Origin of the sequence: Halomonas elongata, from assembly GCF_029081005.1 — a bacterium.
GTDB classification, from domain to species: domain Bacteria; phylum Pseudomonadota; class Gammaproteobacteria; order Pseudomonadales; family Halomonadaceae; genus Halomonas; species Halomonas elongata_B.
The window spans coordinates 124445-151341 of record NZ_JAJQTQ010000006.1 but is presented as its reverse complement, the minus strand read 5'-3'; the positions used below and the strand labels follow the sequence as shown (position 1 = coordinate 151341).

General features: G+C 64.0%; 26 protein-coding genes. 17 read left to right on the top strand and 9 right to left on the bottom strand.

Going from position 1 to position 26897, the window contains the following annotated elements; translation table 11 throughout:
* Nucleotides 1–9: 9 nt before the first annotated feature.
* The 10 genes from LU493_RS06720 (at nucleotide 10) to LU493_RS06675 (ending at nucleotide 9447) form a co-directional block, all read left to right on the top strand.
* A complete protein-coding gene (locus tag LU493_RS06720) occupies nucleotides 10–615 on the top strand; it encodes a pseudouridine synthase (RefSeq protein ID WP_275287020.1) in 606 nt (201 codons plus the stop codon).
* Nucleotides 612–1061: an NUDIX domain-containing protein gene (locus LU493_RS06715; RefSeq protein WP_275287019.1), complete on the top strand. Its 450-nt coding sequence runs from the start codon at nucleotides 612–614 to the stop codon at nucleotides 1059–1061. Before LU493_RS06720 ends, LU493_RS06715 begins: the two co-directional genes overlap by 4 nt.
* Before the next feature lie 141 nt (nucleotides 1062–1202).
* Nucleotides 1203–2315, top strand: a complete 1113-nt coding sequence (mnmA, locus tag LU493_RS06710) for a tRNA 2-thiouridine(34) synthase MnmA (RefSeq protein ID WP_275287018.1) — start codon at nucleotides 1203–1205, stop codon at nucleotides 2313–2315.
* A complete protein-coding gene (gene hflD, locus LU493_RS06705) occupies nucleotides 2312–2950 on the top strand; it encodes a high frequency lysogenization protein HflD (protein WP_275287017.1) in 639 nt (212 codons plus the stop codon). Before mnmA ends, hflD begins: the two co-directional genes overlap by 4 nt.
* A gap of 28 nt (nucleotides 2951–2978) precedes the next feature.
* Entirely contained in the window at nucleotides 2979–4358 is a 1380-nt protein-coding gene (gene purB, locus LU493_RS06700; protein ID WP_275287016.1) for an adenylosuccinate lyase, read from the top strand.
* A 164-nt stretch (nucleotides 4359–4522) separates the two neighbouring features.
* On the top strand, nucleotides 4523–5698 hold the full coding sequence (locus LU493_RS06695) for a cupin domain-containing protein (RefSeq protein WP_275287015.1): 1176 nt from the start codon (nucleotides 4523–4525) through the stop codon (nucleotides 5696–5698).
* A 4-nt stretch (nucleotides 5699–5702) separates the two neighbouring features.
* Nucleotides 5703–6137 (top strand): GNAT family N-acetyltransferase, encoded by a 435-nt coding sequence (locus LU493_RS06690; protein ID WP_275287014.1) that lies wholly within the window; start codon nucleotides 5703–5705, stop codon nucleotides 6135–6137.
* Between the two features lie 328 nt (nucleotides 6138–6465).
* Nucleotides 6466–8064: an isocitrate lyase gene (locus LU493_RS06685; RefSeq protein WP_275287013.1), complete on the top strand. Its 1599-nt coding sequence runs from the start codon at nucleotides 6466–6468 to the stop codon at nucleotides 8062–8064.
* A 434-nt stretch (nucleotides 8065–8498) separates the two neighbouring features.
* The gene (locus LU493_RS06680) at nucleotides 8499–8720 is read left to right on the top strand and encodes a hypothetical protein (RefSeq protein WP_275287012.1); all 222 of its coding nucleotides are present in this window, start codon (nucleotides 8499–8501) and stop codon (nucleotides 8718–8720) included.
* Nucleotides 8721–8979: 259 nt separating this feature from the next.
* Nucleotides 8980–9447, top strand: coding sequence for a glycine zipper 2TM domain-containing protein (locus LU493_RS06675; RefSeq protein WP_275287011.1), 468 nt, complete (start codon nucleotides 8980–8982; stop codon nucleotides 9445–9447).
* Between the two features lie 91 nt (nucleotides 9448–9538).
* On the opposite strand, the gene LU493_RS06670 is transcribed toward LU493_RS06675, so the two are convergent.
* Nucleotides 9539–9820 carry a hypothetical protein gene (locus LU493_RS06670; protein WP_275287010.1) on the bottom strand — a complete coding sequence of 94 codons (282 nt, stop codon included), beginning with the start codon at nucleotides 9818–9820 and terminating at the stop codon, nucleotides 9539–9541.
* A gap of 211 nt (nucleotides 9821–10031) precedes the next feature.
* Between LU493_RS06670 and LU493_RS06665 the strand changes: the two genes are divergently transcribed.
* Nucleotides 10032–10526 carry an FKBP-type peptidyl-prolyl cis-trans isomerase gene (locus tag LU493_RS06665; protein WP_275287009.1) on the top strand — a complete coding sequence of 165 codons (495 nt, stop codon included), beginning with the start codon at nucleotides 10032–10034 and terminating at the stop codon, nucleotides 10524–10526.
* Nucleotides 10527–10670: 144 nt separating this feature from the next.
* On the opposite strand, the gene LU493_RS06660 is transcribed toward LU493_RS06665, so the two are convergent.
* Nucleotides 10671–11300, bottom strand: a complete 630-nt coding sequence (locus tag LU493_RS06660) for a CDP-alcohol phosphatidyltransferase family protein (RefSeq protein ID WP_275287008.1) — start codon at nucleotides 11298–11300, stop codon at nucleotides 10671–10673.
* 17 nt (nucleotides 11301–11317) lie between these two features.
* Nucleotides 11318–13552, bottom strand: a complete 2235-nt coding sequence (locus LU493_RS06655) for an FAD-dependent oxidoreductase (RefSeq protein ID WP_428994533.1) — start codon at nucleotides 13550–13552, stop codon at nucleotides 11318–11320.
* A gap of 71 nt (nucleotides 13553–13623) precedes the next feature.
* Between LU493_RS06655 and msrA the strand changes: the two genes are divergently transcribed.
* On the top strand, nucleotides 13624–14247 hold the full coding sequence (gene msrA, locus LU493_RS06650) for a peptide-methionine (S)-S-oxide reductase MsrA (protein ID WP_275287006.1): 624 nt from the start codon (nucleotides 13624–13626) through the stop codon (nucleotides 14245–14247).
* On the opposite strand, the gene LU493_RS06645 is transcribed toward msrA, so the two are convergent.
* Nucleotides 14169–15464 carry an MFS transporter gene (locus LU493_RS06645; RefSeq protein WP_275287005.1) on the bottom strand — a complete coding sequence of 432 codons (1296 nt, stop codon included), beginning with the start codon at nucleotides 15462–15464 and terminating at the stop codon, nucleotides 14169–14171. The genes msrA and LU493_RS06645 overlap by 79 nt on opposite strands.
* An 87-nt stretch (nucleotides 15465–15551) precedes the next feature.
* Between LU493_RS06645 and LU493_RS06640 the strand changes: the two genes are divergently transcribed.
* Nucleotides 15552–16430, top strand: coding sequence for a LysR family transcriptional regulator (locus LU493_RS06640; RefSeq protein WP_275287004.1), 879 nt, complete (start codon nucleotides 15552–15554; stop codon nucleotides 16428–16430).
* Nucleotides 16431–16603: 173 nt separating this feature from the next.
* On the opposite strand, the gene LU493_RS06635 is transcribed toward LU493_RS06640, so the two are convergent.
* The gene (locus LU493_RS06635; RefSeq protein WP_275287003.1) at nucleotides 16604–17245 is read right to left on the bottom strand and encodes a C40 family peptidase; all 642 of its coding nucleotides are present in this window, start codon (nucleotides 17243–17245) and stop codon (nucleotides 16604–16606) included.
* 295 nt (nucleotides 17246–17540) lie between these two features.
* Nucleotides 17541–20000, bottom strand: coding sequence for a DUF1266 domain-containing protein (locus LU493_RS06630; RefSeq protein WP_275287002.1), 2460 nt, complete (start codon nucleotides 19998–20000; stop codon nucleotides 17541–17543).
* A gap of 195 nt (nucleotides 20001–20195) precedes the next feature.
* Between LU493_RS06630 and LU493_RS06625 the strand changes: the two genes are divergently transcribed.
* Both LU493_RS06625 and gabT read left to right on the top strand, forming a co-directional pair.
* Nucleotides 20196–21641, top strand: coding sequence for an NAD-dependent succinate-semialdehyde dehydrogenase (locus tag LU493_RS06625; RefSeq protein ID WP_428994530.1), 1446 nt, complete (start codon nucleotides 20196–20198; stop codon nucleotides 21639–21641).
* 34 nt (nucleotides 21642–21675) lie between these two features.
* On the top strand, nucleotides 21676–22974 hold the full coding sequence (gabT, locus tag LU493_RS06620; protein ID WP_275287001.1) for a 4-aminobutyrate--2-oxoglutarate transaminase: 1299 nt from the start codon (nucleotides 21676–21678) through the stop codon (nucleotides 22972–22974).
* 281 nt (nucleotides 22975–23255) lie between these two features.
* On the opposite strand, the gene LU493_RS06615 is transcribed toward gabT, so the two are convergent.
* A complete protein-coding gene (locus LU493_RS06615; RefSeq protein WP_275287000.1) occupies nucleotides 23256–24680 on the bottom strand; it encodes an FAD-binding oxidoreductase in 1425 nt (474 codons plus the stop codon).
* A 93-nt stretch (nucleotides 24681–24773) separates the two neighbouring features.
* Between LU493_RS06615 and LU493_RS06610 the strand changes: the two genes are divergently transcribed.
* Both LU493_RS06610 and LU493_RS06605 read left to right on the top strand, forming a co-directional pair.
* A complete protein-coding gene (locus LU493_RS06610) occupies nucleotides 24774–25631 on the top strand; it encodes a winged helix-turn-helix transcriptional regulator (protein ID WP_275286999.1) in 858 nt (285 codons plus the stop codon).
* An 18-nt stretch (nucleotides 25632–25649) separates the two neighbouring features.
* A complete protein-coding gene (locus LU493_RS06605; RefSeq protein WP_275286998.1) occupies nucleotides 25650–25853 on the top strand; it encodes a hypothetical protein in 204 nt (67 codons plus the stop codon).
* A gap of 39 nt (nucleotides 25854–25892) precedes the next feature.
* On the opposite strand, the gene LU493_RS06600 is transcribed toward LU493_RS06605, so the two are convergent.
* Together LU493_RS06600 and LU493_RS06595 are read right to left on the bottom strand one after the other, a co-directional pair.
* Entirely contained in the window at nucleotides 25893–26135 is a 243-nt protein-coding gene (locus LU493_RS06600) for a GlsB/YeaQ/YmgE family stress response membrane protein (protein WP_275286997.1), read from the bottom strand.
* Between the two features lie 51 nt (nucleotides 26136–26186).
* A complete protein-coding gene (locus LU493_RS06595) occupies nucleotides 26187–26732 on the bottom strand; it encodes a DUF924 family protein (RefSeq protein WP_428994532.1) in 546 nt (181 codons plus the stop codon).
* Between the last annotated feature and the right edge of the window lie 165 nt (nucleotides 26733–26897).

Here is a 26897-nt window from a genome sequence, read left to right as displayed (position 1 = left end):
GATACCCCCATGAGCCGCCTATATCTCTTTCACAAGCCCTACCGCGTCCTCTCGCAGTTCACCGACCGCGGCGATGCGACGGGCCGACGCCGCGCGACCCTGGCCGACTATCTCGACGAACCCGGCATCTACCCGGCCGGCCGGCTCGATCACGACTCCGAGGGACTGTTACTGTTATCCGACGATGGCGATCTGATTCACCGCATCAGCCACCCGAAACACAAGCAGCCCAAGACCTACTGGGTCCAGGTCGAACGTCATCCGGATGATGCGGCCCTCGCGGCGCTGCGCGATGGCATCGAGCTCAAGGACGGACCGACCCGTCCCGCTCGGGTACGCCGGCTGGATGGCGTCTCCCTGCCCGACCGCCAGCCGCCGGTGGACCCGCAACGCCATCCTGTTACCCAATGGCTGGAGCTCATCATCACCGAAGGACGCAACCGCCAGGTCCGCCGCATGACCGCGCATGTCGGCCACCCCACCCTGCGATTGGTGCGGATGGCCATCGGCCCCTGGTCACTCGACGGTCTCGCGCCGGGGCAATGGCGCCACGAGACGCTCAATGCGCCGCGCAGCAAGCCCCGACGCCGCTCTTTCACGAGGAGGCGCCCATGAGTCGCTGGCACCCTTTCGTCAGCGTGGCCACCGTAGTGGAACGCGCCGGCTGCTATCTGATGGTCGAAGAGGATCGCGGCGGTCCGCAATCCCTTTTCAATCAGCCCGCCGGCCATCTGGAACCCGGCGAGCGCATCCGAGACGGCGCCCTGCGCGAGCTGCGCGAGGAAACCGCCTGGCAGGTAGGCATCACCGACTACCTGGGGCTCTATGTCTACCAAGCGCCCGATGGCAAGACCTTTCACAGCCACGGCTTCCACGGCATGGCACTCGCCCACCTCGGCAACGAACTGGACCCGGCCATTCGGGCGGTTCACTGGCTGTCGCTGGAAGAACTGGAAGCCCTGGAGCGCGAGGACCGCATGCGCAGCCCTCTGGTCATGAAACGTATCCGCGACGCCATCGCCCAACGCTTCTACCCCATGGACGTGATTCACGAGCGCTGACCGCGCTTCGCTCGAAGCTCGAAGCTCGAAGCTCGAAGCTCGAAGCTCGAAGCTCGAAGCTCGAAGCTCGAAGCTCGAAGCTCGAAGCCAGGATAAGGTATAATCCTGCCCCATTTGCGACCCATTCAACCCGAGAGCGCCATGACAGCCACCAACGGCAAGGTCATCGTCGGCATGTCCGGCGGTGTCGACTCCTCCGTATCCGCCCAGTTACTGCTCGAGCAGGGCTACGAGGTCGAAGGCCTGTTCATGAAGAACTGGGACGAGGACGACGGCACCGAATACTGCACCGCCAAGGAAGACCTGGCGGATGCCGAGGCCGTGTGCGCCAAGCTCGGCATTCATCTGCACACTGCCAACTTCGCCGCCGAGTACTGGGACAACGTCTTCGAGCACTTTCTCGCCGAGTACAAGGCCGGCCGCACGCCGAACCCGGATATCCTCTGCAACCGCGAGATCAAGTTCAAGGTATTCCTCGAGTATGCCGAGATGCTGGGCGCCGAGTGGATCGCCACGGGGCACTATGTGCGCCGTGCCGAGCGCGACGGGCACGCGCGACTGCTCAAGGGCCTCGACGCCAACAAGGACCAGAGCTACTTCCTGCACGCCGTCCCCGAGTCCGCCATCGCCCGCAGCCTCTTTCCGGTCGGTGAGCTGGAGAAGGCCGAGGTGCGCGAGATCGCCGAGCGACACGACCTGGCGACGGCACGCAAGAAGGACTCCACCGGCATCTGTTTCATCGGTGAGCGACGCTTCCGCGACTTCCTGCGCCAGTACCTGCCCGCCCAGCCGGGTACTATCGAGACACCGGAAGGCGACGTCATCGGCGAGCACATGGGGCTGATGTATTATACCCTCGGGCAACGCCAGGGCCTGGGCATCGGCGGGCTTGCGAACTACTCCGATGCCCCCTGGTACGTGGCCGGCAAGGACCTCGAACGCAACGTGCTCACCGTCGTGCAGGGCAAGCATCACGCCCTGCTCTACACCGACACCCTGGCCACCGAAGCCATGGACTGGGTGGCCGGCGAGCCACCGGCTCGCGAAGGCCGCTATCACGCCAAGACACGTTATCGTCAGGCCGATGTGCCCTGTACCATGCGCGTCCTCGATGATGGCGGCGTCGAGGTGCATTTCGACGAGCCTCAGCGGGCCGTGACGCCCGGCCAGTCACTGGTGCTCTACGACGGAGACACTTGCCTCGGCGGTGGTGTGATCCGTGCCATCTGGAATGCCGCGGAGACTGCCGCATGACCGCAACCACCCCCATTCATCCGGCCCCCGACGCGCCTGCAGGACGCCAGGCTCTGGCGCTGGCCGGCGTCTTCCAGGCCGCCAGCCTGGTCGACGAGCTGGCACGTACCGGTCAGGTCGACCAACGCGCCTGGGACACCCTGGTCCACGCCACGCTGGATACCCATCCCGAGAGCTTCGAATCCATCTACGGTGGCCATCCCAACAACCTGCGCCAGGGCCTCGACACGCTCGAGGGCGTGCTGGGACGTCGCCAGGCCAACCCGGTGGTGATGCGCTACGGCTTCTCGCTTCTGATGCTGATGAACAAGCTGCGCGGCAACAACGCCATGATGGATGACCTCGGGCAGCGACTGACACGCGTCCAGGGCCAGGCCGAGCATTTCGGCGAGACCCACGAGAACATCATCGCCAGTCTCGGCGAGGTCTATCAGCAGACCCTTTCCACCCTCAAGACGCGCATCGTCGTCCAGGGCGATCCTTCACTGCTGCAGAGCCGCATGATGCCGGAGCGCGTGCGGGCCTGCCTGCTGGCCGGCGTCCGCTTTGCTCTGCTCTGGCATCAGCAAGGCGGACGTCGCTGGAAACTGATCTTCCAGCGCAACGCCCTGAAGAAAGCCCTCGACACCCTGTAACCGACCACGTCCATCCGGAACACGAATCATGCAGCCCACGTCTCTTCCCTTGTCCGCCCTCACCGCCCTTTCACCCGTCGATGGCCGTTACGGCGGCAAGGCCGACATCCTGCGCGAGCATTTCAGCGAATTCGGTCTGATCCGCGCCCGCGTCACCGTCGAGGTCCGCTGGCTGCAGCGTCTCGCCGCCCATCCCGACATCGCCGAGGTCCCGGCACTGTCCGCCGAGGCCAGCACGGCACTGGATGCACTGGTACGTGACTTTTCGGTCACCGACGCCGAACGCATCAAGGACATCGAGCGCACCACCAATCACGACGTCAAGGCCGTCGAGTACTTCATCAAGGAGCGCATCGCCGACACGCCGGAGCTGCACGCCATCACCGAGTTCGTGCACTTCGCCTGCACCAGTGAGGACATCAACAACCTCTCCTACGGCGTGATGCTGACCGACGGCCTGGCCACCCTGCTCCCGGTGATGCATCGGGTCGCCGAGGATATCGCGCGCCTGGCCGACGACCACGCCGACCAGCCGATGCTGTCGCGTACCCATGGCCAGACGGCCAGCCCCACCACCCTGGGCAAGGAAATGGCCAATGTCGCCTATCGCCTGCGTCGTCAATTGAAGCAGATCGAGTCGGTGGAGATTCTTGGCAAGATCAACGGTGCGGTGGGCAACTACAACGCTCACCTGACCACCTACCCGGAGATCGACTGGGAAGCCAACGCCCGCACCTTCGTCGAGGAGCTGGGCCTGACCTTCAACCCCTACACGACCCAGATCGAGCCCCACGACTACATCGCCGAACTGTTCGACGCCGTATGCCGCTACAACACCGTGCTGATCGACTTTGACCGCGATGTCTGGGGCTACATTTCTCTCGGCTACTTCAAGCAGAGTACCGTGGCCGGTGAAATCGGCTCCTCGACCATGCCGCACAAGGTCAATCCCATCGATTTCGAAAACTCCGAGGGCAACCTGGGGCTCGCCAACGCCATCCTCGGTCACCTGGCGGAAAAACTGCCGATCTCCCGCTGGCAGCGCGACCTGACCGATTCCACGGTGCTGCGCAACCTCGGCATCGGCCTGGCCTATGGCCTGATCGCCTATCAAGCCTCGCTCAAGGGGATCGGCAAGCTCGAGGCCAATGCCGCGCGCCTGGCCGAGGACCTGGATGCCAGCTGGGAAGTCCTTGCCGAACCGATCCAGACGGTGATGCGGCGCTACGGCATCGAAAAGCCCTACGAGAAACTCAAGGAACTGACCCGCGGCAAGCGCATCGACCAGGATGGCTTCGCCGCCTTCATCGATACGCTGGAGCTTCCCGCCGCCGTGAAGGAAGACCTCAAGGCCTTGACGCCAGCGACCTATACCGGCAACGCCGAGGCCCAGGCGCGCAAGCTTTAAGCTGGAAGCTGGAAGGCAACATGAACCCCGACGGCATGGGGTCAAGGTTTTTTCTTCCAGCTTCAAGCTTATGACTTCAAGCTCAAGCCCGCGAAGCGGGCGCTCTTCCAGCTTCACGCTATGGCCCGGTTGCTCACTCATCCCATTCGAGTCCCAGGATCCTTATGTCAACCGATACGCCCCTCACCCTGCTCGGCGGCCGCACCGCCGCCGACTTCCTGCGCGACTACTGGCAACAGCAGCCACTGCTGATCCGTGGCGCCTTCCCCGATATCGAGAGCCCGCTCGAGCCCGACGAGCTCGCCGGCCTGGCCTGCGAGGACAACATCGAGGCACGCCTGGTCGAGGAGCACGGCCCCGAAGGCCCCTGGCAGGTCAGCCACGGCCCCTTCGACGAGGCGACCTTTGCCCGGCTTCCCGAACGCGACTGGACACTGCTTGTCCAGGCGGTGGATCACTATGTCCCCGAGGTAGCCGAACTGCTGGAACGCTTCGACTTCCTTCCCCGCTGGCGGCTCGATGACATCATGATCAGCTATGCGCCGCCGGGCGGCAGCGTCGGCCCCCACGTGGACCAGTACGACGTCTTCCTGCTCCAGGCCAGTGGCCAGCGCCACTGGCAGCTTGGCGGACGCGTACCGGAAGACGCGCCGATCATCGCCGGCATCGACCTGCGCATTCTGGAACGCTTCGAGGTCCAGCCCGGCCAGGACTGGGTGCTGGAACCCGGCGACATGCTCTACCTGCCACCGGGTTGGGCCCACCATGGTGTCAGCCAGTCCGATGACTGCATGACCTTCTCGGTCGGTTTCCGTGCGCCCTCGGCGGACGAAGCCATCACTTCCTTCGCCGACTATCGTGGCGAGCAGCTCCCCGCCTCGCATCGCTATGCCGATGGCGGCATGGATGTCCCCGAGGACCCTGCCCAGCTCGACGACGCCTCGCTGTCCCGCATGCGAGCCCTGATCCTCGAGACACTGGACGATCCCGCCCAGTTGGCCCAGTGGTTCGGCCGTGTCATGACCCAGCCCAAGTATGTCGACCAACTGGTGCCCAGCGAGACGCCCATCGAAGAAGACGAGCTTGTCGCCGCACTACACGCCGGCGAGATACTGGAACGCAGCCTAGGCTCACGCTTCGCCTGGCGCGCCCTGGATGACGAACGCGCCACCCTGTTCGTCGACGGTGACGGCATCGACTGCTCCACGGCCCTGGCCCGCGACCTGGCCGGTACCACGACGCTCGACGCGCGCCTGCTGAACGATCCCGAGGCACCACGGGTCCTGACCCATCTGCTGGATGCCGGCAGCCTGGACTGGCGCCCCCACGACGAGGAATGAACGCATGACACACGCACCGGCAATCCGCGAGGGCGACTGGGCCGAGCTCGGCGAAGACGCTGGCGAGATCCGCCGCGTGGTCTTCATCGAGGAACAACGGGTCCCCCGGGAAGAGGAGTGGGACGGTCGCGATGAAGACTGCCGCCACTTCCTGGCGATCGACAACGATGGCAAGGCACTCGGGACCGCGCGTCTGCTGCCCGACGGTCATATCGGCCGGGTGGCCGTACTGAAGGAGGCCCGTGGTCGAGGTATCGGCCTCGCCCTGATGGACGCCGCCATCGCCTCGGCACGCCGCCGTGGCGATCCCTGCGTGGCCCTGTCCGCCCAGGTCCACGCCCTGGCTTTCTATGAACGACTCGGCTTTCGCGTCCACGGTGACACCTTTCTGGACGCCGGAATTCCGCATCGCAACATGACGCTGACCCTTCGCGATTGACCCTCCTTTTCCGCTCCCTCCACGAAAGAAGACTACAGAAACCCATCGCTTCACAGGGTTTCTGTAGTCGAGCTACGACGCTTTCTTCTCCCAAATACCAATGGTGAAAGCCCGCCATACGGGGCCATAGTGATCAACAAGACGAGTGAGGCAACACTCGCTGGTCAACATTTCCGTCGTCCACCGGCGTGACACGCACACTTTTCAGGTGTCAGCCAAGGCGAGAAAGGCAATACGCCAATCGCTACGAAAGACGACGACATTTCGCAGTTGCAGCACAGACGTGACCCAGCAGCAGTTCCTTGACCCGAACGAGAGGATCACCCCCATGGCAGCTTTCAACGACGAACGTCAGACACTGGCCCAGGACCGTGAAGCCCGGCGCGGCAAGTGGGACAACATCAATCCCGACCATGCGGCACGCCTGCGCCTGCAGAACCGCTTCCGCACCGGCCTGGACATCGCGCGCTACACTGCCGCCATCATGCGCGAGGACATGGCCGCCTATGACGCCGACACCTCGAAGTACACCCAGTCTCTGGGCTGCTGGCATGGCTTCATCGGCCAGCAGAAAATGATCTCCATCAAGAAGCACTTCGGCGAGACCAAGGGGCGCTACCTCTACCTCTCCGGCTGGATGGTCGCCGCCATGCGTTCCGAGTTCGGGCCACTTCCCGACCAGTCGATGCACGAGAAGACCAGCGTGCCGGCGTTGATCGAAGAGCTCTACACCTTCCTGCGTCAGGCCGATAGTCGGGAACTCAACCATCTCTTCCGGGAACTGGACGACGCTCGAAAGGCCGGCGACGAGGTAAAAAGCAAAGAGCTGCTGGGCAGGATCGACAACTTCCAGACCCATGTGGTGCCGATCGTCGCCGATATCGACGCCGGTTTCGGCAACGCCGAGGCCACCTACCTGCTGGCCAAGAAGATGATCGAAGCCGGTGCCTGCTGTCTCCAGATCGAGAACCAGGTCTCCGACGAGAAGCAATGCGGGCACCAGGACGGCAAGGTCACCGTGCCCCACGAGGACTTCATCGCCAAGCTCAATGCCGTGCGCTATGCCTTCCTCGAACTCGGCGTGGAGGATGGCGTGATCGTCGCCCGTACCGATTCCCTGGGCGCGGGCCTGACCCAGAAGATCGCCGTCAGTCGCGAACCCGGCGACCTGGGGGATCAGTACAACCGCTACCTCGACGGTGACGAGATCGCCTCCGCGGACGATATCGCCAACGGCGATGTGGTCATCAAGCAGGACGGCAAGCTGGTCAAGGTCAAGCGTCTGGCTTCCGGTCTCTACCAGTTCAAGCCGGGCACCGGTGAGGACCGGGTGGTGCTGGACTGCATCACCAGCCTGCAGAATGGTGCCGACCTGTTGTGGATCGAGACCGAAAAGCCGCACGTCGGTCAGATCAGGGGCATGGTGGACCGCATCCGCGAGGTCTGCCCGGATGCCAAGCTGGTCTACAACAACTCGCCGTCCTTCAACTGGACCCTGAACTTCCGCCAGCAGGTGTTCGATGCCTGGCAGGCAGAAGGTCGCGATGTCTCTTCTTATGACCGCGCCGACCTGATGAATGCCGAATACGACGACACCGAACTCGCTGCCCTGGCCGATGAGTGGACCCGGAACTTCCAGCGCGACGGCGCACGCGAGGCGGGGATCTTCCATCACCTCATCACCTTGCCGACCTACCACACGGCCGCCCTGTCCACCGACAACCTGGCACGCGGTTACTTCGGCGACGAAGGCATGCTGGCCTACGTGGCAGGCGTGCAACGCCGCGAGATCCGCGAGGGCATTGCCACCGTCAAGCACCAGGACATGGCCGGCTCCAATATCGGTGACGACCACAAGGAATTCTTCCACGGCGAGGCGGCCCTCAAGGCCGGCGGCAAGGACAACACCATGAACCAGTTCGGCTGATCGAACGCATCGGCAACACCCTCGGGGAGGCTTCGGCCTCCCCTTTTACTGTCTGCTCATCCGGGGCTTTCGCCTCACGCCAGTGAAGGATACCGACAACATCCGCGACGATTCTTGCACGATGTAGTCGAGTTACAACCGGGAGTGCGCCCAAGGAGGCATTGTCGCTTTTGCTGTCCTGCACCATAGTCAAGTTACAGCGCAGGCCAGCGTTTCGTTACCCCGATTCACGATCCTGCTCTGAGCTACGAACCGCGGCGCTTTCCTGAATGATCCGGGCGCCAAAGGCGATGGTCTTCCAAGCTTGTGACCATTTCGCAACTGCAGCACCGGGCACTTACCTGGCCCGGCATGAGTAGCAAACACACGACAATGCCATCGCGGATGGCGAACTCACGCGAGACGTTATCCAGGCACATCAAGAGGTGTTACACATGAACTGCATCGAACTGAGCCAACGAGCGGACCTCATTGCCAGCACGTTCAGCAAGCAGGACCTGGCCAAACTGGTACTGGCCCTGAAGGGGAATCGCGAATCTCTGCAGCACGCCGTCAAGGTCATCGATACCATCGACAACCGCATGGGCTACTCGCTCGACGATGCCTGGGACGAAGTATTGACCGGCGAAGCCCAGCCGCTGGACGAGGCTGAATAAGGCGCCCCGCCCCCTCGTCGTCAAACGGCATCGGCCCACCCCGCCGCCAGGCGTGGGTGGGTTTTTTCATGGAGGTGTCGGGACACCGGGCACGACGCCCCGCCGCCAACGACAAAAGCGCACGATGTCGCCGGCTACTGGTCAAATGCATACCCCCGAGATAGACTCGAGAACAGATCCACTCACCATTTGCCGTTTTCCGACAGCACGTTATCGACCAGCACTGCTGTCGCGCTCACACTTGGCAAGGAGGTCACACATGAAGCGTCTTCTCCCCGTACTGGTCCTGAGTACCCTGACACTCGCTGGCTGCGCCAACACCTCGCCCTATTCAGGTAACGTCTACTCCGGCGACCAGGCGAAATCCGCCCAGAACGTCACCCTGGGCACCATCACCGCCATCCGCCCGGTCCAGATCCAGGCCGACAGCCGTGCCGGCGGTATCCTCGGCGGCGGCGGCGGGGCCATTATCGGTGGCCTTCTGGGCAACCAGATCGGCGGTGGCTCCGGGCGCCAGCTCGCCACCGTGGCCGGTGCCATCGGCGGTGCCGTGGCCGGCAGCAAGATCGAGGAATCCTCCAACATGATCAATGCCACGGAACTCGAGATCCGCAAGAACAACGGCGAACAGGTCGTCGTGGTGCAGAAAGCGGACCAGAACTTCCAGGTTGGCCAGCAGGTCCGGCTGATCGGTACCGGTCGCAACGTCAGCGTCGCGCCCTACTGAGCCGACGCCACCGTCACGTACCGAAAGCATGAAGAAAAGGGCCCGCAGACTGGCTGCGGGCCCTTTTCTTCGTCGGGTCATCAAGACGACGTCAGTGGAAATCGATCTTGTTCATCGCCCAGCACATCAACTTGCCACCGATCACCGCCAGCAGGCCGAGGATCAGCAGCGTCAGCAGCATGTCCACGGGCCGTACGAGGGCAGTCGCCCCCAGCACCGCGATGGCGGGACACCAGACCCAGCGATCATCCTCGCTGCGCAAGGCACCGGGCAGCAGCTTGTGCAGCATGTCACTGACAGACGCCTCCCAGCGTTTCAGGCACAACAACAGGATCACGGCGAAGGCGATCACCCAGATCAAGGTCACGATCATGACGTTCTCCACAACAGGACGGGAAGACAGCGAGGAAATATCCGATGCCCAAAGGGTATCCCCGCCCGCCACGGCACGCAACCAGCGTGCCCATGACGTGAATCCGGTTCAGGCGCACGAGCGATAACCTGAAAAATCCCCAGAGCCGCTGACAGAGCCGGAGATCCCACGTTACCATGCCATCTTACATGCACTCACCAAAGGTTCATCAATGCAGATTGCGCAAAATTCGGTTGTCGCGTTTCACTACACCCTGACCAACGATGCAGGTGAAGTGCTGGACAGCTCAGAAGGTCGTGAGCCGCTGACCTACCTCCATGGCGCCGGCAACATCATTCCGGGGCTCGAGAAGGAAATGGAAGGCCGCGCGGCTGGCGACAAGCTTCAGGCCCAGGTCACGCCGGAGGAAGGCTACGGCGAAGTGCAGCCGCAGCTGGTGCAGGAAGTCCCGCGGGATGCCTTCCAGGGCGTCGAAAACGTGGAAGCCGGCATGCAGTTCCAGGCGCAGACCCAGGGTGGGCCGCTGATGGTCACCGTGACCAAGGTCGAAGGCGACACCGTCACCGTCGACGGTAACCATCCGCTGGCGGGCCAGCAGCTGAACTTCGACGTCGAGATCGCCGAGGTTCGCGAGGCCAGCCAGGAAGAGATCGAACATGGCCATGTGCATGGCGAGGGCGAGAGCGAGGGCGACCAGGAGCACTGAGTGCTCATCCGCGCCGAGCCAATGGTTCGATATCGGGAGCGGCCGACGGGTCGCTCCCTTTTTGTATCCCCCGCTTGTGTCCACCTGTTGTGACCCAACTGCTCCACTGCTCTCCTGCTAAGCCACCATGTGGATCCGAAAGCGTCAGTCCACCCCCTCCGATAGCGTTGCCAGGGTCCGATAGCCCCCCCACAGTCGCGTCGCGGTCGTGATCAGACAAGCCACGGCGAACAGCGTCGCCAGGATAGGGAAATATCCGGGCCACAGGCAGAATGCCACCAATGCCAGTACCGTCTCTGTACCCTCGGTCAGGCCATGCAGATAATAAAAGGCCTTTCGCTGGAAGCGGGGACGCTCCAGCTCATGGCGGGCGGCCATGATCGCGAAGGCCAGAAAGGAGGTCCCGGTACCGATGAACGAGAACAACAGAAAAGCGCCGGCCAGGGCGTTGGCCGCCGGATCGGCCAGGACGAATCCCAGCACCACGGCGGCATAGAAGACGAAATCGAGACCGATATCGAGAAAGCCCCCGGCGTCGCTGGTGTGACCGATATGCCGAGCCAGGGCGCCATCCAGGCCGTCACCCAACCGATTGAGCAGGATCACCACCAGAGCCGCCGTATAGGCCTCCCAAGCCAGCAGCGGCAACGCCAGCATGCCGACCACAAACGCCGCCAGGGTCACCTGGTCGGGGCGCACACCGGTGCGTGCCAATCCGTTCGCCATCAAGCGCAGCGGGGCCTGGGTCAACGGCATGGTCCAGCGGTCGAGCATGATGTCTCCTTGTGTTCTCAGCGACGTCGCCAGGCAAAATAGCGACCGAGCCAGGCAATCACTCGCTCCGGCTTGTGGGCATTCTTCCAGACGCCGGCAGTAGCTTTCACCGCCTCGGAACGAGTCGGATAGGGGTGTACGGTACCCAGCAACTTGTCCAGGCCGATGTCGTGCGTCATCGCCAGGGTGAACTCGGCCAGCATCTCGCCGGCACCATGCCCCACGATAGTGGCTCCCAGGATGCGGTCCTTGCCCGGTGTCGTGAGCACCTTAATGAAGCCATCGCGGCGTCCGTCGGTGATGGCGCGATCCAGCTCGTCCAGCCCATAGCGCGTCACTTCATGATCCAGGTCGCGTGCCCGGGCCTCGCGCTCGTTGAGCCCGACCCGTGCCACCTCGGGATCGGTGAAGGTCACTGCCGGCAGTGCCCGATAGCTGACCCGGAAGCGTCTGAACTCGCCGAACAAGGCATTGACCGCAGCATGCCAGGCTTGATGGGCACTGGCGTGAGTCAACTGATAGGGGCCGGCCACGTCACCGCAGGCCCAGACATTGGGCAATACCGAGCGCAACGTCTCGTCCACCGACAGGGTACCGTCCTCGCGCAGCTCGACACCCAAGGCTTCAAGTCCCAGCCCGGATACCTCGGCGCGCCGCCCCACTGCCACCAGCAGTCGATCGAATGCCAGCTTCTCGGTGTTACCGACACCCTCGACCTCCAGGGCATGGCCGCCTTCCTGCACCATGACTTGCCGCGCGTGCGTCTCGAGCCGTACCTCGACACCCTCCTCGATCAACCGGGCCACCAGCGCATCGGACACCTCATCGTCTTCTTTCGGCAGCAGCCGCTCGCCCCTCTCGACCAGGGTGACCCGACTGCCCAATCGGGCGAAACTCTGCCCGAGTTCGCAACCGATGGGACCACCACCGAGAATCACCAGACGAGGCGGCAACGACTCGAGCGACCAGAGGTTGTCCGATGTCAGCACATCGATGCGTTCGATGCCCGGCAGCGCGGGTATTCGTGGCCGTGCGCCAGTGGCGATGATGACATGCCGTGTGGTAATCAGGCGCTCGCCGACCCGCACCCGCCAGGGATCCTCGAGACACGCCGCCCCCTCGACCACCTCGACGCCCAGCCCCTCATAGCGCTCGCGACTGTCATGCGGCGCTACCGTCTCGATCGCCCGGTGCACATGGGCCATCACCTCGGTGAAGTTCACCTCCGGCTCGCCGACCCGAACCCCATGACGCGGCGCCTCGCGTGCCTCGGCGACGATCCGGGCGACCCGAATCAGGGCCTTGGACGGTACGCAACCGGTATACAGGCAATCGCCGCCCATGCGCTCGCGTTCGACCAGAGCGACTCGCGCCCCGACCGCCGAGGCGATGTAACTCGCCACCAGGCCCGCCGAACCGCCACCGATCACCACGACATCCTGTTCGAAGGCGGCCGGCCGGGCGAAACGGCGACTCAGCCGGCGTCGCTCGGTAAGCGAGACCAGCCCCCTGGCCAGCCAGGGGAACACGCCGATCAACACGAAGGCACCGATCAGGGTCGGCGACAGGATGCCCGACAAGGTGGTCAGTTCCCCGAGCTCGCGCCCCGCATTCACGTAGACCGCCGTACCGGGCAGCATGCCGAGCTGGCTGACCCAGTAGAAGGTAACCAGGCGCATCCGCGTCAGCCCCATCACCAGATTGATGACGAAGAAGGGAAACAACGGAATCAGACGCAACGTGAAGAGATAGAAGGCCCCCTCGCGTCGGATACCGGCATTGATACGCTCCAGTTGGGGGGCGAAGCGGCGTTCCAGCGGCTCTCGCGCCAGGGTCCGAGCGATCGATGCCGCCAGGGTGGCCCCCAGGCTACTGGCGAAGGAGATGATCACCAGCCCCCAGCCCAGGCCGAACAATGCGCCTCCCAGCAACGTCATCAGCGCCGCTCCCGGCAGCGATAGGGCCGCCATGACCACATAGAGCGCGAAGAAGGCCCCCACCGCCATGGCGGGCCTTGCCTCGAGCCAGGCATGAAAGCGTGCCTGCTGGGACTTGACCGCCTCCAGGCTCAGGTACTGGTCGGCACCACTCAGGAAGAAGGCCGAGACGGCCAAGACGATCACGCCCAGCAGCAACAGGCGACGCTTGTTGGTCAAGATGGACCTCCGAAGGGCCGGATTCACGTCGGTGGTGCCTGAAGGCAGGCACGACGATGACTTCCCTTTGACAGGGGTTGTACGGAACCCTGACATCATATGATCATCGAATCCACAGGACACTCGCCTTTCCTGTGGCCGGACGGGTCCTCCCGAGGAGCGCTACCATGCAGATCTCGTCACTTCATCCACGATGCTGGCCGCTGATGTTGATCGCCGGCCTGGCACCTTTCGCCATGGCCGACGACACCGATACAGCCAGCGCCGTCTTCGCCGCCGGCTGCTTCTGGTGCGTCGAGGAAGCCTACGATAAGGTCGACGGGGTGGTAGCCACCACGTCGGGCTTCAGTGGCGGAGACGTGGCCGATCCCGACTACGATCAGGTAGTTGCCGGCGGCACCGGCCACGCCGAGGCGGTCCGGGTCGAATACGACCCCGCCCGGGTGGACTATGCCACCCTGCTTTACGTCTTCTGGCGCAACGTCGACCCCTTCGCCGAGAATCGGCAATTCTGCGACCAGGGGCCCTCCTATCGCAGCGCCCTCTTCCCGATGAACGCCGAACAGCGGCGACTCGCCGAGTCCAGCCGCGAGGAGGTGGCCGAGCGCTTCGACCGAGACGTCGCCACCGAGATCAACGACTTCGACGCCTTCTACCCGGCCGAGACCTACCACCAGAATTTCTACGACAAGAATCCGCTGCGCTACCGTTTCTACAAGTCCGCCTGCGGACGTTCGGAACGACTCGAAGAGATCTGGGGTGACGAGGCCGAAGCCAGCTCGACATCCTGAGACCGCCCTCGGGCCCGGGCCGGCTCGTTCACCGCGGACCGCCGACGCTCGCCGCGATGCAACCACCAGGCAATCGCGAAGGTACCGGCCAGGATCAGCCAGGAAGCGAGCACCACGCCCCTCCAGCCCGCCATCCACCAGAACGGCTCGAGCCAGAGCCCGCCCAGGCTCGCCCCGGTGTAATAGAACACCAGATACAATGCCGAGGCACTGCCCCGATCCTGTTGTGCATGGCGCCCTACCCAGCTCGAGGCCATCGAGTGAGCCAGAAAGAAGCCGAAGGCGTTGATGGTCAACCCCGCCAGGATCAGCGGCAACCGCCCGGAGAGCGTCAAGGCCGTACCCGTCATCAGCAGCAGGATACCGAATGCCATGCATGCCGGCTGGGAATTCGAACGTGACAGGCGACCGGAGAGCGTCGAGCCCAGGGTTCCGCCGAGATAGGTCAGAAACAGCAACCCGAGCCACCGCTCTCCCAGCTCGAAGGGAGGCTGGGCCAATCGGAAGGTGATATAGCTGTACTGGTTGATGAAGATCAGGAAGTTCAGCCCCCCCAACAGATAGGCGCCCAGCAGCACGGGATTGCGCAGATGCCCGACCAGCCCCGCTCGAGCCTCGCTCAGGCGGAATCGACGCGGCTCGAAGCGCCGCGCCGGCGGCAGCAGACGCCAGAACACCGCCACCCCGACCAGGGTCAGTCCCCCCACCGTCAGGAAACTCGCCGAGATGCCGCCCGTCTCGGCCACTGCACCACCGATCACACGCCCACCGATGCCTCCCAGGGTATTGGCGCCGATATAGAGCCCGACCGCCGACAACAGGGCAGGCCTGTCGAATTCATCCCCCATCCAGGCGATCGCCACCGCCGGTAGCCCTCCGAGCACGAAGCCCTGCACGGCACGAAGCACCAGCAGCATCTCAAAGCCCGGCACAAAGGCGAGTGCGACCGACAGCAGCCCGGCGAGCATCAGGGTCAGGCGCATGATACCGGCGCGGCCGATGGCATCCGACAAGGGGCCGAAGACCAGCAGTGCCGCGGCCAGGGAAAGCGTCGAGACCGACATCGCCAGACTGGCCGCCAGCGTCGAGACCCCATGGGCCTCGCGCATCATCGGCAGCAGCGGCTGCGGGACATAGAGATTGAGAAAGACCAGCAAGGATCCCAGACACAGGGCCAGGGTCGCGCGCCACCAGGCGCGACTGCGAACGACGATCATGACCACCTCCGACTTGGATGGCCATGATCGTCCGACTAACATGATAAGCCAAACAGAATATTCTGATGATCTTCATCACCAAGGCTTATGACCCTACCCTTCGACCTTCGCGCCCTGAGAGTCTTCCTGGTGGCCGCCGACCAGGGCGGCTTCGGGGCCGCCGCCCGGGAACTGCACATCGCACAATCCGCGGTGAGCCAGTCCATCGCCAATCTGGAGCGACGTCTCGAGCTGACCCTGTTCCATCGCCATGATCGCCGGATCGCTCTCACTCCAGAGGGTGAGGCGCTGGTCGGGCATGCCCGCCAGTTGCTCGAACGTGCCGAAACCGCCCATCTAGCCATGCGCGAACTGCACGACCTGGTCAAGGGCGAGGTCCGCATCGGCATCCCCTCGATGCTCGGCTCGTATTATTTCCCGCCCCTGCTGATGGGCTTCAAGGCACGGTATCCCGGTATCCGACTGACCGTGGTGGAAGCCGGCGCGCGCCGCTTGCAGCATATGATTGCCAGTGGCGAACTGGACCTGGGGGTGGTCATCGATGACGGTGCCAGTCGACACCTGGAGAAACGCCACCTGACGCGGGAAGAGATGGTCGTCTGTGTGCCCCGGGAACATCCCTTCGCCGAACACGACGCCGTGACCCCGGCGGCCTTCTTCGCCGAACCCCTGGTGCTGTTCCAGGACGGCTACTTCCACCGCGAGTTCATCGACGCCTTGTCGCATCGCTGCGGCACCGAGGCGGATATCGCCTTCGAGTCCAACCTGATTCCCTTGACCAAGGCCATCGTGCGCCGAGGCTTCGGCATCACCACTTTCCTGCGGCGCGTCGTGGAGGAACCCGAGCTGGCAGCGATCTCGTTCGAACCGCCGAGCTGGATGGACCTGTCGCTGGCCTGGGCCGAAGGCGCCTACCTGTCCCGGGCGGAACAGGCCTTCGTCGACTTCGTGGTCGCCAATCGTTAGACGACCATCAGGATCGACACGATCTAACCCTTAGGTCTTTACGAAAAGTCGGCGAGCGAAGGTGAGACAAGGCGAAATCGGCCGAGAAAGCGCAGTTTACAAGGAGTAAATGAGCATTTTGAGACCTGATTTCAACACCGTATCACCGAGTGCAGGCACTTTTCGTACAGATCCTAACCCTCGCCGGAGGCAATCACACTGCTATCGAGCCGCTGCGCCAGATGCCGAGTATCCAGCGCACGCCGGCTCTGCCAGTAATAACGCTGCCAGTACTGGTTATCCAGGGAAGAGAGCTTGACGCCACGAGAGGAAGACGCGTGCAGGAAGCGGCCATCGCCGACATAGATGCCCACATGCCGATAGGCCCCGGGGGGCCGGAAGAACACCAGATCACCGGGGCGCAGTTCGTCCCGGGATACGCGTCGCCCCTCATGAACCTGGCGAGCCGTGGTACGCGGCATCTCGAGGCGGAACGTATCGGCGAAGACATTCTGCACCAGCGCCGAACAGTCGATGCCCCGGCGCGAGGTTCCCCCCAGACGATAGGGAGTGCCCAACCAACGCTCGTGCTGAGCCAGCAGGGCCCGACGAACCAGGGTGGGAGGAGGATTGCCCAGTTGCCGTGCCTGCAGGATGGGATTGTCCGCCAGCGACATCATCGGCCCGTCGCCCTGGGGCAGCCCCGGCAGGTCACGGGCAAAATAATGGTCCTTCGACGTTTCCGGCGACGAAGAACCTCCCGAGGCGGCGCAACCCGCCAGCATGGCACATGACAACACCACGGGAACGAGGCGACGCGACGTCGGGTTGATCATCCCTGCTCCCTCACCCTGTCATACTCCTTGGATTTCGTTCTTGGCTTTCCGGGCTTGGTGCACGACCGCCCAGTTCGGTCAACCGGCATCGACTCAAGCCCCTTGCGTTCACGGCTCGCCGACACCACTTTCGTGGCACTTCCCGCCTGGCTCGACACCGTCCGGGTCGCGACCGCAAGGTCGATCATGCGCCGATGGACTTATAGCGCCTCAGCATAGACATTTTTCGCATAATAGCCAAGAACAATGGCTTATACACGACAGCATTCAAGCATGGGTGTCCATGATCGAGTGGTCAGTGCAACAACCGCTCATCCCCCGGCAACGTATCCACATGCATCGGCGCCCAATGACGCGGACGCGCACCGGGGAAGTCCAGGCTCGCCCAGGGGCCTGCCAGCGGCGGCGCGGCGGCAAGCCAACTCGCCAGGGCCTGGCGAAAGCCGCTCAGGAAAGCCTCACGCTCGGGAGTTTCCCCCATGAAGAAGGAAAAGCCGGCATAGAGGCCTCGCGCATACTCCTCCCATCCCCCGTAGTGGCTGGCGGCCAGGGCATGGGCACGCCGCAGCCTGGCGAGAAAGTCCGCCTCCTTCAGCCAGCCCAGTTGCCGACCGGCGATGGCAAGATCCACCGCCTGCGCCAGATCCCAGGCAGCAAGGTTCAGGTCGTTGCAGCCATCCTCGTTGGCTCGAACACGCTGCAGGCGCAGCAGGTGGTTGCGCTCCTCCTCGCCACACTCATCGCTCTCCAGGGTCGCGATCTCCGAGGCCAGGCGTGCCGGGTTGAGCGTATAGGGCGCATAGTTGATCTGATATTCCTGGCGATCGCCGACTTCCAGCAGATAGTCGATGAACTCCGCCAGCCCTTCCGGACCATGCACGGCGTAATGGCCATCCACCCACTCCCGTATCGAGGCGCACTCGCGCTCACTCTCCGGCTGCGGCAGGCTCCAGATCGCGCTGTTGAGGGGGCCGACCAGCGCCATGGCGGTGAACTGGCTGAGTCCCGGGCGCATGCCCGGTTCCCGCCACTCGCCGCCTCGCCAGTCGAGCCAGTGGAAGAGACTGCCCGGATCGTCGCGGTGCCAGAGGATCTCCGCCGCCAGGGAGGGCTGATCCGGCTCGGGCAACAGGGCTTCCCACTGTGCCCAGGCCGACAGCAGGCGTCGGGAATCGGGATAAAAGCGACACAATGATCCCTGCAACGCCGTCGCCAGATCCGTCAGGCGAGATGCCTCGAACCACTCGCTGTCCATGGCCATCTGCAGGTGGAAGGCGAACTTCTCCGCCATATGGATGGTCGCGGCATGACGGCTGGCACGCCCCAGGGCATCACGTCCCGCCAGATCGTCGCCGGCGACCCGCCCGAAGGGCGTTCGGGAAGGCGGCAAGGCACCATGGGCCGCGTCGGCCGCGAGCTGATTGAGATGATGCGCCTGGGCCGGCAGCCAGTACCGGGCCAGCGCTTCCTCGCCCTCGTCGGCATGCAGGTCGAGAATCTCGACGAGATAGCTTCGGGCATCTTCACACCGCGCCGACGGCAGGCTCGGTGTCACCCCCTGGCGCATCGCCAGCTCGGGCTCCCGCACCGCTGCCAGGGCCAGGACCCAATGCCATGGATCGCGACGCCAGTCGCGCATGCGCTGTCGAGAGGCTTCGATCAGCTCGGCATCGATCAATTCCTGGAGGGCCGGCTTCCAGGGACTCACTGGTGAGTGCAGGAGCAGTCGCCAATCGGCATCGACATTGCCCAGTAGATCCTGCCCCTCGAAGAGGCTGCGACCGCGCTGGTAGGCCCGGGCGAGTGCCGGCCAGTCGCTGTAGCGGCGCTGCACCAGATCCGCACCATGCAGCGCGACGTCCCGGGCCTCATCGTCGGCGAGCCAGCCGAGGCAGGCGCCGGCCCAGGCCAGGTCGATCATGCGCAACCAGTCCCAGGCGGCCCACTCCAGGGGCTCGCCCCTCTCCACGAATCCCAGCAGAACACGACCGAAATCGCGATCCCGAGGAGCGAGCCCTGCATGCCAGCGACGACGCGCCTCGGCATCGGCCTCGCGCAACCAGTTGGCATCGAGATCCCAGCCCTGTCGATCCCCCTGGGCGCCCAGCCACAAGAGCAAGCGGATCAGTCCCTCGCGTCCCGTCACCTGCCAGGCCTCGGCCAACCAGACCTCTAGCCCTTGCCAGTCCAGCGAACTCGCCGAGGCCTCCAGCACTGGACTGAAGGCGGCCCGCAGCCGCCATACCCGCGCCTCGGGCTCGTCGGGCCACAATGCCGGCGTCTGTCGGTTGGCAAGCAGCCAGTCGCGCAGCATTTCCCAGGTCACCCCCTCGCCATCACCCTCCAGGGTGGCCAGGGCCTCGCAGGCCTCGGCGAAACCGTCATCACCGTGGACCCAGCCGACATCGTTACGTGCACGACGCAGCGCCGCCAGCCAGTCCTCCAGGCTGGCATGGTGGACGTGAATCTCTTCGGCCAGGCGCTGTCCCCATTGCCGGGCCCGCGATTCACTCAACCACTCGGCCGCCCCCGCCAGGGCCGTCACCTCCAGTGCGGCCAACAGTCGTGCCGGATCGGGATGGGCGCTATCCAGAGCTTCCAGCAGGCGCCAGCCCAATTCACCGCGATCGACGACATCAAGGCTTGCCAGGCGGGTGCGCGCCACCTCTGGCGCGAGCGCGAGGGGATCGGGTGCGAAGGCCCAACCGCACAACACCAGTTGCTGGGCCCACCAGGCATTCATGGGATCGACCAAGGCACACCTCGCCACACATCAGGATCGGGGAACGCAAGATGCGTCCCTGTGAATTCGGCGACACAGTGTAACGGAAAGCACGCGCCGCGCCGATGCTCGAAACCCTTTCAAGGAAAGATCTCGAGGGGGCTTGGCGCCATGTTGCAAATAATGCACACTCGTCAAACAAGATAGTCACCAAGCGAGTCTGCCCTCATGAACGCCGATACCCCGTTGCTCATCGACAAGGCCTACATGGCTGGCCAATGGCGTGACGCCGAGCGTCGCTTCGCCGTCACCAACCCCGCCACCGGCGAGACCCTGGCCAACATTCCCGATCTCGATGCCGAGGACGCGCGCCAGGCCGTGGCCGCCGCCGAAGCAGCCTGGCGAGATTGGCGACGCAAGACCGCCAAGGAGCGTGCCTCGCTGCTGCGCGCCTGGTTCGAGCACATCATGGCCAACCAGGAAGCCCTCGCCCGACTGATGACCCTCGAGCAGGGCAAACCACTGGCCGAATCCCGAGGCGAAGTCGCCTATGGCGCCAGCTTCGTCGAATTCTACGCCGAACAGGCCAAGCGCGTGGCCGGCGAGACCTTGCCCGGCCACGGCGCCGACAAGCGCATCCTGGTGCTGCGCGAATCCATCGGTGTCGTGGCCGCCATCACGCCCTGGAACTTCCCCCTGGCGATGATCACCCGCAAGTGCGCACCGGCACTGGCCGCCGGCTGCACGGTGGTGATCAAGCCTGCCGAGGCGACGCCCCTGACCGCACTGGCAATGGCCCGGCTGGCCGAGGATGTCGGCATTCCCGCGGGGGTCATCAATGTCGTGACCGCGGCCCGCCCCGCCGAAATCGGCGAGGTGCTCACCACCGACCCGCGGGTGCGCAAGGTCTCCTTCACCGGCTCCACCGCGGTGGGCAAGCGGCTGCTGGCCCAGTGCGCCGGCACGGTCAAGAAGACCTCCATGGAACTCGGCGGCAACGCTCCCTTCATCGTCTTCGACGATGCCGATCTGGATGCCGCCGTGGAAGGCGCGGTGGCCTCCAAGTTCCGCAACTCCGGCCAGACCTGCGTGTGCACCAATCGCGTGCTGGTGCAATCGGGTGTCTACGACGCCTTCCTCGACAAGCTGGCCGCCCGCGTCGCCGAGCTCCGGGTCGGCAACGGCCTGGAGGAAGGCGTGGCTCAGGGGCCGCTGATCAACGACGCCGCCGTTGACAAGGTCCGCGAGCATATCGCCGATGCCCTCGACAAGGGGGGGCGTCTGATCTGCGGCGGCCAGTCTCACGAGCTGGGCGGCACCTTCTTCCAGCCCACGGTGATCGGCGATGTCGACGACAGCATGCGCGTGGCCACCGAGGAAACCTTCGGTCCGCTGGCCCCGGTGTTCCGCTTCGACACCGAGGAAGAGGCCATCGCCATGGCCAACGCCACCGAATCCGGCCTGGCCGCCTACTTCTACGCCAACGACTACCGCCGTATCTGGCATGTCATGGAAGCCCTGGAGTATGGCATGGTGTCGGTCAACGAAGGCCTCCTGTCCACCGAGCTTGCGCCCTTCGGCGGCGTCAAGGAGTCCGGGCTGGGACGCGAAGGGTCGCACCACGGCCTGGATGAATACACTGAACTAAAATACGTCTGTGTCGGCGGCTTGTAATCGCCTTCTCACTTTTCGATCCCGGGAGATCCTCATGAACAACGCCCAGCTCAACGAACTCAAGCAGCGCTATGTCGCCAGCGGCGCCGCCAGTCCCGCCACCGCATTCGCCGATCGCGCCGAGAACGCCGAAATCTGGGATGCCGACGGCAACCGCTTCATCGATTTTGCCGGCGGCATCGGCGTGCTCAACATCGGCCATCGCCATCCCAGGGTTGTCGAGGCGGTCAAGGCACAACTGGACCGCGTGATGCATACCTGCCAGACCGTGATGCCCTATGAAGGCTACGTGAAGGTGGCCGAGAAGCTCAGCCAGGTCACGCCGGTACGCGGCCATGCCAAGGTCATGCTGGCCAACTCCGGTGCCGAGGCCCTGGAGAACGCCGTCAAGGTCGCCCGTGCCGCCACCGGCAAGAACAATGTGATCTGCTTCGACGGCGGCTATCACGGCCGCACCTTCATGACCATGGCCATGAACGGCAAGGTCGCCCCCTACGCCACCGATTTCGGCAGCATGCCGGGCAACGTCTTCCGTGCGCCCTTCCCGGTGCCCTACCACGGGGTCAGCGAGGATGAAGCCCTGCGTGGCCTGAAGATGGCGCTCAAGACCGACGCCAACCCCAAGGACACCGCAGCGATCGTGCTCGAGCCGGTGCTCGGCGAAGGGGGCTTCTACCCGGCGCCGCCCAGCTTCCTCAAGGCGATCCGCGAGATCTGCGATGAGCACGGCATCCTGATGATCATCGACGAGGTGCAGTCCGGCTTCGGCCGTACCGGCAAGCTGTTCGCCATCGAGCACAGCGGCGTCGAGCCCGACATCATCACCATGGCCAAGAGCATGGCGGACGGCATGCCGATCTCCGCCGTGGTCGGCACCGACAAGCACATGGACGCCTCCGGCGGCAACTCTCTGGGCGGCACCTACACCGGCAGCCCGGTGTCCTGCGCGGCGACCCTCGCGGTCCTCGAGGTCTTCGAGCAGGAAAATATCCTCGAGAAGAGTCAGGCGCTGGGCAACAAGCTGGCCGACCGTTTCGCCGCCTGGCAGCGTGACTTCGCCTGCATCGACAATGCTCGCAACATGGGCGCCATGGCCGCCTTCGACGTGGTTGCCGACAAGGCCGCACACACGCCGGATGCCGACCTGACGGGAGCACTGTGCAAGAAAGCTCGCGAAAAGGGACTGATCCTGCTGTCCTGCGGCATGTACGGCAACACCGTCCGCTTTTTGATGCCGGTGACCATCGAGGACGCAATTCTCGAGGAAGGGCTGGACATCATCGAGACCTGCCTCAAGGAACTGGTCGGTCAGCAGGCCGCCGCCTCCGCCTGATCGCCTCCGTCATCGCCCGAACGCACGCCGCCCGGCCAATGGCCGGGCGGCGTGCGTTCGCTGCTGCAGGATTGTAATCCGCTTCGGGGTACACGTCGGCGAAGAATCGGCCGTGGCCATTGGAAACGCCACAGTACTCGGCACCTTCCAGGCGGCACCCGCATGTAGTGAATCATCTCCTGCATGGCGGGACCTCCAAGAGTTGCGGGCATTGCCACGACCATGCCCTCTCAGTCCGTCTGAACGTTGAGGTCGAATGGACTCGCCCGTTCCCCCATTCTTCAATCGGACGCAATATTGCGATTGACGCGGAAACGGTTGTCCGGATCCCAGCGTCGCTTGATCTCGGCGAGTCGCCGGAGAGCCGGGCCAAAGGCCGCTTCGACACGCTCCCGGCCTTCATCCTCGGTCAGGAAGTTGATGTAAGTGCCGCCAGTGGAGAAAGTCTTCAGGTCATGCCAAGCCTCCCGGGCCCAGGCAATGTTCGTCGCATCGTCCTCCGGCTGCTCCCAGGCAGCCCCCACGTTGAAGATGTAGCGCGCATCGCGATTGCCCACGGCCGAGTGGTCGTTGTCGAGCTCATTCAGGGCGCCACCGAGCTGGAAGAGAATAACTGCCGAGTGCGGCGAGCGGATGCGCCCGGCATGTTCGATGACCTTGTCGCACAGCGCCGGCTTGATACCCGGCAGATACTCGCTCTTCCAGTAGTAGCGCCGTCCCTTGGGCTGGGTGGCATCGAGCAGCTTTTGCAGCTGCGCATAGGGCCGGCGCACCAACACGTCACCGATGGGTTGGCCGAACGCCTTGATCGGCGCGACCACCGCCTCGCCCTCCTCCGGCTGGCCGCTGTAGCAGGCCAGCAGCGCCACGATCGGCGCGCCATGGTATTCCTTGGGCAACCAGGGCGCCGGCGGTGCCGGCCGCAGCAAGGCGACCAGGGTCAGCTCGGGCGGGGCCTGCTCGGCCAGGCTGCTATAGAGCTCTAGTACCGCCGGTGCCTCGCTGGCGGGCCAGGCCACCAGCCCCCCTACGACCTCCGGGCCGACGGGGTACAGCTGGTAGTCGAAACCGGTCACTACGCCGAAGTTGCCACCACCGCCACACAAGCCCCAGAACAAATCAGCATGCTCGTCGGCACTGGCGTGTACCAACTGGCCGTCGGGGGTGACCACGTCCATACCCAGCACGCTGTCAGTGGTATAGCCCCAGCGCCGACTCAGGTAGCCAAAGCCGCCGCCCAAAGTAAGTCCGGCGATGCCGGTGGTGGATATGAAACCAAGCACAGTGGCCAAGCCATGTACCTGGGTCTCGCGGTCCACGTCACCGAGCACACATCCCGCCTGGGCATGAGCCACCCGGCGTTTGCGATCGACCCAGACGCCACGCATCGGTGAGAGGTCGAGCATCAGCGCGCCGTCGGCCACCGCCAGCCCAGCGATGTTGTGGCCGCCCCCCTTGATGCTGAGCAACAGGTCGTGCTCGCGGGCGAAGCGCACCCCCGCCATCACGTCTGCAACTCCCAGGCAACGTACCACCACGGCCGGCCGCCTCTCTATCATGGCGTTCCACAGGCTACGCGACGCCTCGTAGGCTGGATCGTCAGGCGTCAACAGCTCGCCTTGGAGCTGCATCTGCAAACCGGCAAGCATGTCCGGCGTCAACTCAATATCGGTACCCTTGAGGGTTATCGCTTTGATGATCTTCATGGTCAGGCCCCCTGTCGCCACCAGCATTCGAGGCATACGCTCCCCGTCCACGCCCCACCGAGAAGGCCGTCTCCAGCGGTCGGAGCAACAGCCATGGCTCGGTACCTGGTCACGCGGAACATGCAGATAAATCACACTGCTAAACTTAGTGGAATCGTCGACGGACCGGGAATTCACGATCTGTACCGCTCCCGACGGACGAGCGGCGACGCTGAAGCCTCGCTATCTCGAGGAGATTCTCTCATGACGGATTGGGGATATAAGCAGTTCTGCCCCGTGGCCATGGCCTCGGAGGTGCTGGGCACCCGCTGGACCATCCTGGTCATCCGCGAACTACTGTGTGGTAGCCACCACTTCAATGACCTGCGCCGCGGGCTTCCACATATCTCACCGGCCCTGTTGTCGAAACGACTGCGCGAACTGGAAGAACTGGGGGTGGTGAGCCGCCAACGTGACCCCGAGAATGGCAACCCGTTTTACCGGCTGACAGATGCAGGCGAGGAATTGCATCCGGTCGTCATGGCGATAGGCTGCTGGGGGCAACGCTGGTTGGAAGCGCAACTCTCCATGAAGAATCTCGACCCCTCGCTGCTGATGTGGGACATGCGCCGCAACCTTGATCCCGACCCCTTGCCGTCCCGGAAAGTCACGATTCAAATTCTGTATCACGATGTGACACCCGGCCAGGCCAAGTGGTGGCTAGTCATCGACAAAGCGGGCGCAGATGGCATCGTCGACCTCTGCAGGAAGGATCCCGGCCATGATGTCGACCTCTACGTGGCCAGCGACCTGCGCAGCATGACCGCCATCTGGATGGGCCTGATGACCGTGGCGGAAGCGATCGACAGCGGCAAGCTCCAACTGACCGGAGCCCTTCAATTGAAGGCCAGCATGCAGAGCTGGTTGGGGCTGAGCACCTTTGCCAGCGAACCTAAACAGGTCGACACCTGAACGGCGCGTTCCTGCGGCATGTACGGCAACACCGTCCGCTTCCTGATGCCGGTGACCATCGAGGACGCGATTCTCGAGGAAGGCCGGGACATCATCGAGATCTGCCTCAGGGAGCTGGTCGGTCAGCAGGCCGCCGCCTCCGTCATCGCCCGAACGCACGCCGCCCGGCCAATGGCCGGGCGGCGTATTGCTGTCATGGAGACTCATTCGAGCAGGGCGTGATGCGAAACGTCGCCGGGCGAAGGCCCTGTTCGAGCACGTTCAGGCCTTCTTGACCTTGGCGATGATCCACAGCAGCACCACGGCTCCCACCACGGCGGTCACCAGCGAACCGATGAACCCGCCGGAAGACAGGCCGAGCAGGCTGAACAGGAAACCGCCGACCACCGCGCCGACGACTCCCACGCCGATATTGCCCAGCAGTCCGAAACCGCCGCCACGCATGATGTTGCCGGCGATCCAGCCCGCCAGGCCCCCGATGATCAACCAAGCAATGATACCCATGCCGTTCTCCTTTCCGGTTGGTGGTTTCCATGATGGTGCCTTGCCAGGATGTCAGAAGGAAGACCCCGGCTGTTCGAGAAACGCCAGTTCCTCGGGTGTCGAGTTTCGCCCCAGGATGGCGTTGCGATGCGGGTAGCGCCCGAAGCGCTCGAGGATCTCGCGGTGTCGGTGTTCGAAATCCAGATTGCGCTCCAGGCCGGGTTGGTCGAAAAGGCGCAGCGCCTCGTCGTGGATGGCCCGCGACTCGCTGTGCATGTAAGGCATATAAAGGAAGGCTCGCTCCATTGGGACGAGCGCTCGATCATCGCCCCGGGCGACCGCTTCCTGGGCCAGGACCAGGGCAATGGGATCGGCGGCAAAGGCCCGAGCCGTGTCGCGGTGGATATTGCGCGAGAATTGATCGAGCACGATCACCTCCGCCAGTCTGCCACGTGGCGTTTCTCGCCAGCGCCATAGCTCGCCGCGCAGCGCCGCCGCGAGCGTATCGGCGAAACGCTCGGCAATGTCGGCATCCAGGGCCGGATCCTTGCGAAACCATTGCGTGGAATCCAGTGTCTCGAACCAGAAAGCCAGCACCCGCGCGGGCCCTTCCTGCATCGTCATCTCGTCATTCCTCGATTCATGGCCACCTGGCCCGTCATCCAGCTTAGCAGCTGGTCATGATCAGCCAACCACGCCATACCGGAAGATACTAGACGAAAGGCGTATGGCATATACCTTCACGACTCCTAAACTCCTCGCGTCGCTGTAATTTTACGAAAT

What these genes read in the sequence shown, in the direction of transcription:
- gabT (WP_275287001.1), top strand. Translation starts at nt 21,676, where the DNA reads ATGAACAACGCCCAGCTCAACGAACTCAAGCAGCGCTATGTCGCCAGC.
- LU493_RS06690 (WP_275287014.1), top strand. Translation starts at nt 5,703, where the DNA reads ATGACACACGCACCGGCAATCCGCGAGGGCGACTGGGCCGAGCTCGGC.
- LU493_RS06595 (WP_428994532.1), bottom strand. Translation starts at nt 26,732, where the DNA reads ATGCAGGAAGGGCCCGCGCGGGTGCTGGCTTTCTGGTTCGAGACACTG.
- LU493_RS06720 (WP_275287020.1), top strand. Translation starts at nt 10, where the DNA reads ATGAGCCGCCTATATCTCTTTCACAAGCCCTACCGCGTCCTCTCGCAG.
- LU493_RS06660 (WP_275287008.1), bottom strand. Translation starts at nt 11,300, where the DNA reads ATGCTCGACCGCTGGACCATGCCGTTGACCCAGGCCCCGCTGCGCTTG.
- LU493_RS06670 (WP_275287010.1), bottom strand. Translation starts at nt 9,820, where the DNA reads ATGATCGTGACCTTGATCTGGGTGATCGCCTTCGCCGTGATCCTGTTG.
- LU493_RS06605 (WP_275286998.1), top strand. Translation starts at nt 25,650, where the DNA reads ATGTACGGCAACACCGTCCGCTTCCTGATGCCGGTGACCATCGAGGAC.
- LU493_RS06665 (WP_275287009.1), top strand. Translation starts at nt 10,032, where the DNA reads ATGCAGATTGCGCAAAATTCGGTTGTCGCGTTTCACTACACCCTGACC.
- LU493_RS06675 (WP_275287011.1), top strand. Translation starts at nt 8,980, where the DNA reads ATGAAGCGTCTTCTCCCCGTACTGGTCCTGAGTACCCTGACACTCGCT.
- LU493_RS06645 (WP_275287005.1), bottom strand. Translation starts at nt 15,464, where the DNA reads ATGATCGTCGTTCGCAGTCGCGCCTGGTGGCGCGCGACCCTGGCCCTG.
- msrA (WP_275287006.1), top strand. Translation starts at nt 13,624, where the DNA reads ATGCAGATCTCGTCACTTCATCCACGATGCTGGCCGCTGATGTTGATC.
- mnmA (WP_275287018.1), top strand. Translation starts at nt 1,203, where the DNA reads ATGACAGCCACCAACGGCAAGGTCATCGTCGGCATGTCCGGCGGTGTC.
- LU493_RS06640 (WP_275287004.1), top strand. Translation starts at nt 15,552, where the DNA reads ATGACCCTACCCTTCGACCTTCGCGCCCTGAGAGTCTTCCTGGTGGCC.
- LU493_RS06715 (WP_275287019.1), top strand. Translation starts at nt 612, where the DNA reads ATGAGTCGCTGGCACCCTTTCGTCAGCGTGGCCACCGTAGTGGAACGC.
- LU493_RS06635 (WP_275287003.1), bottom strand. Translation starts at nt 17,245, where the DNA reads ATGATCAACCCGACGTCGCGTCGCCTCGTTCCCGTGGTGTTGTCATGT.
- LU493_RS06600 (WP_275286997.1), bottom strand. Translation starts at nt 26,135, where the DNA reads ATGGGTATCATTGCTTGGTTGATCATCGGGGGCCTGGCGGGCTGGATC.
- LU493_RS06615 (WP_275287000.1), bottom strand. Translation starts at nt 24,680, where the DNA reads ATGAAGATCATCAAAGCGATAACCCTCAAGGGTACCGATATTGAGTTG.
- LU493_RS06680 (WP_275287012.1), top strand. Translation starts at nt 8,499, where the DNA reads ATGAACTGCATCGAACTGAGCCAACGAGCGGACCTCATTGCCAGCACG.
- hflD (WP_275287017.1), top strand. Translation starts at nt 2,312, where the DNA reads ATGACCGCAACCACCCCCATTCATCCGGCCCCCGACGCGCCTGCAGGA.
- LU493_RS06625 (WP_428994530.1), top strand. Translation starts at nt 20,196, where the DNA reads ATGAACGCCGATACCCCGTTGCTCATCGACAAGGCCTACATGGCTGGC.
- purB (WP_275287016.1), top strand. Translation starts at nt 2,979, where the DNA reads ATGCAGCCCACGTCTCTTCCCTTGTCCGCCCTCACCGCCCTTTCACCC.
- LU493_RS06655 (WP_428994533.1), bottom strand. Translation starts at nt 13,552, where the DNA reads ATGTCAGGGTTCCGTACAACCCCTGTCAAAGGGAAGTCATCGTCGTGC.
- LU493_RS06685 (WP_275287013.1), top strand. Translation starts at nt 6,466, where the DNA reads ATGGCAGCTTTCAACGACGAACGTCAGACACTGGCCCAGGACCGTGAA.
- LU493_RS06695 (WP_275287015.1), top strand. Translation starts at nt 4,523, where the DNA reads ATGTCAACCGATACGCCCCTCACCCTGCTCGGCGGCCGCACCGCCGCC.
- LU493_RS06610 (WP_275286999.1), top strand. Translation starts at nt 24,774, where the DNA reads ATGGCTCGGTACCTGGTCACGCGGAACATGCAGATAAATCACACTGCT.